Source organism: Weissella sp. DD23 (genome assembly GCF_001579105.1).
Lineage (GTDB): Bacteria > Bacillota > Bacilli > Lactobacillales > Lactobacillaceae > Weissella > Weissella cibaria.
On sequence record NZ_KQ970390.1, the window covers coordinates 502822 to 504508 of the forward strand.

Sequence of the window (1687 nt, forward strand, 5' to 3'; positions counted from 1 at the left end):
GACATAATCACGTTCTTCCAAAATAACCATATCTTTACGCTGACGGAGCAAGTCCACGATTTTAAAAATGTCTTCCGTGAATTGCGTCATAATACGGACACCAGCTAGGTCTTCCATGTCTTGTTCCAAGCGTTCCATGTCGATATGACGGCGAACCAACTTTTCTTCAATGGCCGGAATTGCCTTCACACGCCCCGTTACGAATTCAACGGGTGTCTTGATGCCGGCCAACTCAAATTCCGTTCGCATGCCGCGCAACTTAACCTTTAATTCGTCAACGGCCTGAACGTATGGCTGTAACAATTTGTCCCATTCATTATGTGTCATGTCGTCAATCCCCCGATTTTTTCTCACTGTTTCTATTATACCAAACGATTTGGCATTTCTAAGACATTATCCAAGCAAATATTTTGGTTTTGATTTATTCTTAGTCATGTTGAAAAAACACAAATCAGTCACAAAATGTTCATAGATAATATGACAACTATTGCAGCTGGTTTAAGAATTGGTAATGTTGCACATTTTTAGGCGTTGCGATTAGACAATCGCCTAGTAAAACGTTTAATATTATCACAGATATTTTAGAGAAATAGTTTTGGAGGTCGTGGCTCATTATGTTAGAGGTGTACCACTTCGTGAACCCACTTTCCGGTGATAGCTTAGAGACCGAGAAGGAATTGGCGTCATACGTAACAACAGCAACAGAAAAAATCGCTTTGCAAGTCGTCCCTGTGATGACGATGCAATCCGTCCATGAAACCGCCGTAGCGCTTGGTCATCCTGAGCAAGAACAAGTGCTATCGCAAACCATGTATCGCTTCATTTTAGACGTTAAGGCACTACAATTCCAAGGAAAAAAAGTTGCCCGTCGTTTCTTAGAAGCCGCCCAAACCGCTATTTTCAGCGGTCAACCTTATACCGACGAATTCGTCATGGGACTCGTTACAGATATTGCAGCTGATCAAACCCTCTTCTTAGAGGATCGTAACAGCGATTTAACGATTCAAGCCTACCGTGCTGATCACAACATGGCCGCTGAAATGGGCGTCACTCAGTTTCCAACCTTGGTTGTCTACAATACAAACGGTGCGAACCATGCCAGTCGAACAACTGATTTTTCCGATGAAAGTCTTCGTTCGCTAATTACACCATCAGCCAGTCACCAACTTAACACATACGACGGTTACCTCCATAATGGTCACGTCACGGAGATTGAAGAAGGCTAAAAACAAAAGGCGCTAGCGAACAACTCGCTAACGCCTTTTAATATTTCATCTATTAACGCTTAAACGTAAAACGTAGCCCGTCAACAGGCTGCATATCACGCGTGTAGAACTGTACAATAAATTGGGTTGGTTCTACCGTCAAGATTGCATACGTACCACCCAAGTAGGCATATTGACCCTTTGGCAATGCAATTGAGCCAGGATTAATAAACAAACGACCATCAATCTCTTCTGCTCCAAGGACGTGCGTGTGACCTGACGTCACGACATCAACACCCTTTGCTGAAGCAACTTCACGTAATTGGTTTAATGACACCTCAGTGTGTACCAAGTGACCGTGTGTTTGATACAACGTGAAATTGTCGTCTGCATAATCACGGTCATCTGGGAACATTGGATCAGTGTCCATGTTGCCGATAACTGGCATCAAGTCGTTAAACAATTCGTCTGAACGTGATAAT

General features: G+C 43.2%; 2 protein-coding genes and 1 pseudogene. 1 reads left to right on the forward strand and 2 read right to left on the reverse strand.

Annotated features, from left to right (window positions below; all coding sequences use genetic code 11):
* Nucleotides 1-327 (reverse strand): annotated as a pseudogene (locus WEIDD23_RS02450) (GTP pyrophosphokinase); the annotation flags it as partial.
* 287 nt (nucleotides 328-614) lie between these two features.
* Here WEIDD23_RS02450 and WEIDD23_RS02455 point away from each other — a divergent pair.
* The gene (locus WEIDD23_RS02455) at nucleotides 615-1226 is read left to right on the forward strand and encodes a DsbA family protein (RefSeq protein ID WP_010373840.1); all 612 of its coding nucleotides are present in this window, start codon (nucleotides 615-617) and stop codon (nucleotides 1224-1226) included.
* 52 nt (nucleotides 1227-1278) lie between these two features.
* Here the strand turns inward: WEIDD23_RS02455 and WEIDD23_RS02460 are convergent.
* Nucleotides 1279-1687 (reverse strand): metallophosphoesterase family protein (locus WEIDD23_RS02460; RefSeq protein WP_062358735.1); only part of this gene is annotated, 409 nt, incomplete at its 5' end.

Coding starts and splice junctions, on each gene's coding strand:
- WEIDD23_RS02455 (WP_010373840.1), top strand. CDS start 615: ATGTTAGAGGTGTACCACTTCGTGAACCCACTTTCCGGTGATAGCTTA.